6 protein-coding genes are annotated in these 5,462 nt (G+C 45.9%); 2 read left to right on the forward strand and 4 right to left on the reverse strand.

Translation table 11 applies throughout. The features are described 5' to 3' along the window. Window positions 1-218: 218 nt before the first annotated feature. Genes Q0546_RS01015 through Q0546_RS01030 form a run of 4 tightly spaced genes read right to left on the reverse strand, consistent with a single transcriptional unit; the run spans window position 219 to window position 2,790 of the window. The gene (locus Q0546_RS01015) at window positions 219-707 is read right to left on the reverse strand and encodes a histidine phosphatase family protein (protein WP_298789701.1); all 489 of its coding nucleotides are present in this window, start codon (window positions 705-707) and stop codon (window positions 219-221) included. A 1-nt stretch (window position 708) separates the two neighbouring features. Then, complete coding sequence (locus Q0546_RS01020; RefSeq protein WP_297941281.1) at window positions 709-1,548, reverse strand: ferritin-like domain-containing protein; 840 nt, start codon at window positions 1,546-1,548, stop codon at window positions 709-711. Continuing rightward, the gene (locus Q0546_RS01025) at window positions 1,545-2,078 is read right to left on the reverse strand and encodes a rhomboid family intramembrane serine protease (protein ID WP_298789702.1); all 534 of its coding nucleotides are present in this window, start codon (window positions 2,076-2,078) and stop codon (window positions 1,545-1,547) included. Before Q0546_RS01025 ends, Q0546_RS01020 begins: the two co-directional genes overlap by 4 nt. A gap of 52 nt (window positions 2,079-2,130) precedes the next feature. Next, on the reverse strand, window positions 2,131-2,790 hold the full coding sequence (locus tag Q0546_RS01030; protein ID WP_298789703.1) for an NlpC/P60 family protein: 660 nt from the start codon (window positions 2,788-2,790) through the stop codon (window positions 2,131-2,133). A gap of 172 nt (window positions 2,791-2,962) precedes the next feature. Here Q0546_RS01030 and murA point away from each other — a divergent pair, with 172 nt between their 5' ends. Next, window positions 2,963-4,228: a UDP-N-acetylglucosamine 1-carboxyvinyltransferase gene (gene murA / locus Q0546_RS01035; protein WP_298789704.1), complete on the forward strand. Its 1,266-nt coding sequence runs from the start codon at window positions 2,963-2,965 to the stop codon at window positions 4,226-4,228. 1 nt (window position 4,229) lies between these two features. Beyond that, window positions 4,230-5,387 carry a molybdopterin molybdotransferase MoeA gene (locus tag Q0546_RS01040; RefSeq protein ID WP_298789705.1) on the forward strand — a complete coding sequence of 386 codons (1,158 nt, stop codon included), beginning with the start codon at window positions 4,230-4,232 and terminating at the stop codon, window positions 5,385-5,387. Window positions 5,388-5,462 lie beyond the last annotated feature (75 nt).

Genomic DNA, 5,462 nt, shown 5'->3' on the forward strand with positions numbered 1-5,462 from the left:
CAATATCTTCAGCAAATACCGAAAACAATGTCTTTTTTAGCGTTTTACCTTTTGAACTAAAACAATTTATCCATCAAATTTCATGCTAAATTTAACGGATAATTTTTATGCTTATTTTGCTAAATATTTTGCTCGTTATCGTATGTTTTTTGGGGCAATTTTTTGAAGTAACTAAGTTGATGAAAAATGCAGGAATAAAATAGAGCTTTTAATTAGCCCTACTTTTTATGCTTTTTAGGATAGTCAAAAAACAGAGCTTTTGCGCCGTGTTCTTTTAGCTCCTTGAAGCTGCCGTCAAATTCGACGCAAAAGATGCCGCATGTGGGTATATTCCCGATCGCAGCATCGCTTAAAAGCTCACAAATTTCAGTTATCGCGTCGTTGTGCGCTATAACAAATACGCTTTGAAATTTGTCGTCAAATTCCCTTATAAAGGCTAAAAGCTCGTGTGTTTGCGCGCCGTATAGCTCGTCTTTAAATTTGATTTTTTTCTTAAATTTGATCGCTTCGGCTAGCTTTTGGGCCGTTTTGGCGCAGCGTTTGGCAGAGCTTGAAAATATCGCATCCGCCCTCACCTCGTGCTTTTTTAGCCGTTCGCATATCAGAGCCAGATCCTTTTTGCCTCGCTCGCTTAGGTCGCGCTCAAAGTCGCTACCCTCACCCTCATCTACGGCTTTTGCGTGCCTGATAAAGTAGATTTTTTTCATTTTATTCCGCCTTTCCGGCTTTTGCTATATTTTTTATATGCTCGATTTCCTCCTCGCTAAAGCCTGATTTTAGGCGCGCGCTCACGTTTAATTCGCGAGACTGCAAAAATGCTTTAGGGTAGATTTTTTGCACGATTTGCGCGTATATTTCGGGGCTTACGCCCTCTTTTTCGCAGGCAAATTTAAACCAACGATCGCCCTTTGAGACGTGCGAGATTTCCTCATCTAAAATGACTTGCAAAATTTCGCAAAGTTGCGCCTTTCCCTCGTCTTTTTCGCGCTCGGTTTCCAGCTTTTTTAGCATAAAAGCGTTTGCGTCAAGGCCGTTTGCCTCCATATATCTAGGCAGCACCGCCATGCGCTCAAGCAGCGACGCGGAGGTATTTTGCAAAGCGATAAAAAGCCCGTCGTGTACGGCAAAATCGCCGTATTTCACGTCAAATTTAGCCATGTGCTCCTCAATCATCTTAAAGTGCCTGATCTCATCCTGCACGACCTCTAGCCAGTCGTCATAGTAGGCTTTTGGCAGCGCGCGGAAGCGATACGCCGCATCTAGCGCGATATCTACGGCGCTGTATTCGATGTGTGCGATCGAGTGCAGGAAGGCTTTTTGTTTGTCCGCTTGCTTTTTGCCGCCGATTTCTCTCATCGCTACAACCTCGCAAAATGCCGCGTAGCTTGGACGTTCGAGCTGTTTTATCTCGTCAAATTTACCGCCCTCTTCTATTTGCGCGTCAAATTTACCAGCCTTGTATTCGGCGTAAAATCGTTTAAATTTGTCAAATTTAAGCTCCTTGTCGCCGCACTCTAAAATTTCCCAAATTTGATCGAAAAATCTCATTTTATCACCTTAAATTTTACCCCGAAATATCCTAAAGCAAAGCCGATAATATGCGCGTACCAGGCGACGTTTACGCCCATGGCTACGGGGGCGAAGCTCATTAGCAAGATAGCGATTATTAGCCCTTTTCTACTACTCGCGTCCAAAAACGCCAAAACGCCCAGCAGCAGACTGATCGCGCCGCTAGCCCCGACTAAATTTATAAAAGTTCCGTTAGTTTTAAACATAACATAAATGTAAACAAAGCTAAGCAGCGAGGTCAAAACGCCTCCGACGCAGTAAACGACGGCGAATTTTTCGCTACCGTAGTACCGCTCAAGAAGCGAGCCAAACTGATACAAAACCGCCATATTCATCAGTAGATGGGCCAAATTTGCATGCATAAACATCGAGGTTACAGGTTGCCATACGAAAAGCCCGTCTATAAAAAACATATTTAGCCCAAGCATCGCGTTAGTGCCGCAAATGCCGCAGTAAACGGCAAAAAATATTAGACAATTTAGCGCGATGAGCGATATCGTAGCTTTCAAAAACGGCTCCTTTTTAAAGGCTTTATCATATAAAATTTAGACATAAATTTAGCTAAAAACTAACCTTGCCAAAGCCGGCGAATCTGTTTGACGTTAGGCAGTTAGCGTCGCCGCCCTTGCACGCTACGATGTAGGAATTCACCTCTTTGCCGCCTATTTTGTGGCTATTTTTTTGAAATAGATTTATAAATCCGCTTTTGTTTTTGCCTCTGGTATTATGCATAAATCTTATAGTTCCGTCGTCCTCTATGCGGTCTATGATGCCAAGGTGAGTTATGATTTGCTTGTTTTTGCCTTTGGTTTGGCTTGTGGTGTTGTTAAAAAACACCAAATCTCCGAGCTTCGGGCTTGTTTGCGAGATCAAATTTCGTTTTTTGTAAAGATTATAAATAGCTTGCGATTTCGATCCTTGTTCGCCGTAAAATTTGAGTAAATTTGTCTCGGAAAAGTAAAGGTTATTTATGTTTTTATTTACGAGCGAGACGAAGCCCGAGCAGTCTCCGCCGTCTTTTTTGCCCAAAAATCCTTGCATAAAATTTGAAAGCGCGATGCCGCCAAGGTCGTTAAACACGTCTTGCTGCGAGTTTAAGAATCTCACGTTTAAAATCTGTCCGCTTTGATCGATCGGGTAAATTTTGGGCGCATCGTTCGCGCATCCGCTAAAAATCAAAGCCGCAATCGACGCAAGCGGTAAAAAAATCGTAAAATTCATTTTGTTATCCTATTTTTTTATCTAAGGCAGCTTTTTGAGGTAAATTTTGAGTGCCGGAAACGAGCCGCCTAAAAGTAAAATTATATAAATAAATCGGTAAATATCGGCATAAATTTAAATTTATAAGCTAAATTTCACTATACTTTGGATTTTATTTAAGGATTTAAGAAATATGTATTACCTAGAAATCGAAGGAAACGCTAAACTGGGCGGCGAGGTCGCCATAAGCGGAGCGAAAAACGCCGCCCTGCCCCTGATAGCCGCGGCTCTAATCATAAAAAACGACGTGACGCTAAAAAATATGCCAAACGTCGCGGATATAAAGACATTGGCGACGCTGCTCGTAAATTTGGGCGCAAAGTGCGAATTTACGGACGATCACACGTTAAAAATCAACTCAAACTACGTTAGCTCCACGAAGGCCAACTACGACATCGTGCGTAAAATGCGCGCCTCCATCCTGGTTCTTGGCCCGCTGCTAGCTAGGTTTGGCCACTGCGAGGTGAGTCTGCCCGGCGGCTGCGCGATCGGACAAAGACCGATCGATCTACACCTGAGCGCGCTTGAAAAAATGGGTGCAAATATCGAGATAAAGCAAGGCTACGTCGTCGCCACCGCGCCTGACGGGCTAAAAGGCGCGCAGATCGTGTTTGACAAGATCACGGTAACTGGCAGCGAAAACATCATCATGGCCGCCGCGCTCGCTCACGGCACGACGCATCTAATCAACGTCGCTAAAGAGCCCGAAGTGGTGCAGCTTTGTGAGGTTTTGGCAGCTGGCGGCGTGAAGATCGAGGGTATCGGCACGGATGAGCTCGTGATCGAGGGTACGGATAGGCGCCTGCTGGATGTGGGCGAGATAACGGTTATCCCCGATAGGATCGAGGCGGGCACGTATCTTTGCGCCGGGGCGATCACGAACTCGCAAGTAACTATCGCGAACGCCAACGCCGCGCATATTAGGGCCGTGCTTACTAAATTTAACCAAATGGGCTTTGAAACCGTCGTAGACGGCGACAAAATCACGATAATGCCGGCTAAAAACGTAAATCCCGTCGAGATCGTGACGACGGAGTTTCCGGGATTTCCGACCGATATGCAGGCGCAGTTTATGGCGCTCTCGCTCGTGGCAAACGGCGTTAGCACGATCGACGAGAGGCTTTTTGAGAACCGCTTTATGCACGTTAGCGAGCTCACGCGTATGGGTGCGGATATCCGCCTAAACGGCCACATCGCGACGATCTACGGCGGAGGCGAGATAAACGCCGCAGACGTGATGGCTACCGATCTGCGCGCAAGCTCGGCCCTAGTGCTAGCTGCCCTTGCTGCAAACGGAACTAGCCGCGTGCATAGAATTTATCACCTGGATAGAGGCTACGAGGGGCTAGAGCGCAAGCTAGCGGCTCTGGGCGCAAAAATACGCAGGCTGGAGGAGTAAAATGACGCTAGAGCTTGCTCAAAATTTGATCTTAGAAAAAGCTAAATTTGACGGCTACGGCGAGTTTGTGAGCCTTGAGCGCGCTACGGGTAAAGTTTTAGCCCAGGATGTAGTCGCGGTTAAAAATTTGCCCTCTTTTGATAATGCCGCGATGGACGGCTACGCCCTTAAATTTGATGATTTTGATCAGCCTTTAGGCGTCGCGGCAACCGTGCTGGCGGGCGATGAGGCTGAGATCGCGCTAAAAAAAGGCGAATGCGTAAAGATAATGACCGGCGCAAAAATGCCCATAAATGCCGACACGGTCGTGCCTTTTGAGGATGCGGTTTTGCAGGACGGCAAGCTCTCGCCGCAAAGCAAAGTCAAAAAATTTAACGCCCTAAGATACAAAGGCGAAGAGGTCAAAGCGGGTGAAATTTTGCTAAAAAAAGGCGAAATTTTAATGCCTGCAAGGGTTATGATGCTAGCCGCTCAGGGCATCTACTGCGTCTGCGTAGAGCGCGAGCTAAAGATCGGTATATTTTCAAGCGGCGACGAAGTGGTCGAGCCGTGGCAAAACGCGAGCGAGGAGCAAATTTACAACGCAAACGGCGCCGGCATCGCGTCACTGCTTCAAAGCTTCGGCTTTGCTAGCTCGTATGCGGGCATCATAAAAGACGACTTAGAAAGCACCACTCGCGCGCTTGAAACGGCTGAATTTGACGTAATCATAACAAGCGGCGGAGCAAGCAAGGGCGAGGCTGATTTTATGAAAACGGCGCTTTTAAATTTGGGCTTTAGCGAGCTTTTTGACGGAGTAAATATCCGACCAGGACGACCGAGCAAAGCCTTTATAAAAGGTAAAAAAATCGTTTTTATCCTGCCGGGAAATCCAATGGCGGCATTTTTGATGTGTTTTTTGCTAGTCGTTCCTTTTTTAAAGGGCGCGCGGCTAGAAAAATTTGACGCCGTCCTAAATCAAGACGTAAAAGTAAAATCTGGACGCCAAAATATCGTGCTGGGTAGCTTTTGCGAGGGTAAATTTAGCGTGACGGATAATAATAAATTCGGCTCTGGCATGATAACTCCGCTCATCAAAAGTAACGCCGTTTTGGTAACAAACGAAAGTCTCGGCGAGCTAAAAATGGGCGAAATCGTAAAAATTTTGAAATTTTCTTGACAAATGAAAACGTTTTTGCTAAAATTGCGACTTCTTAAACGGTGCGGGAATAGCTCAGGGGTAGAGCACAACCTT

Source organism: uncultured Campylobacter sp. (assembly GCF_937997465.1).
GTDB lineage: Bacteria > Campylobacterota > Campylobacteria > Campylobacterales > Campylobacteraceae > Campylobacter_A.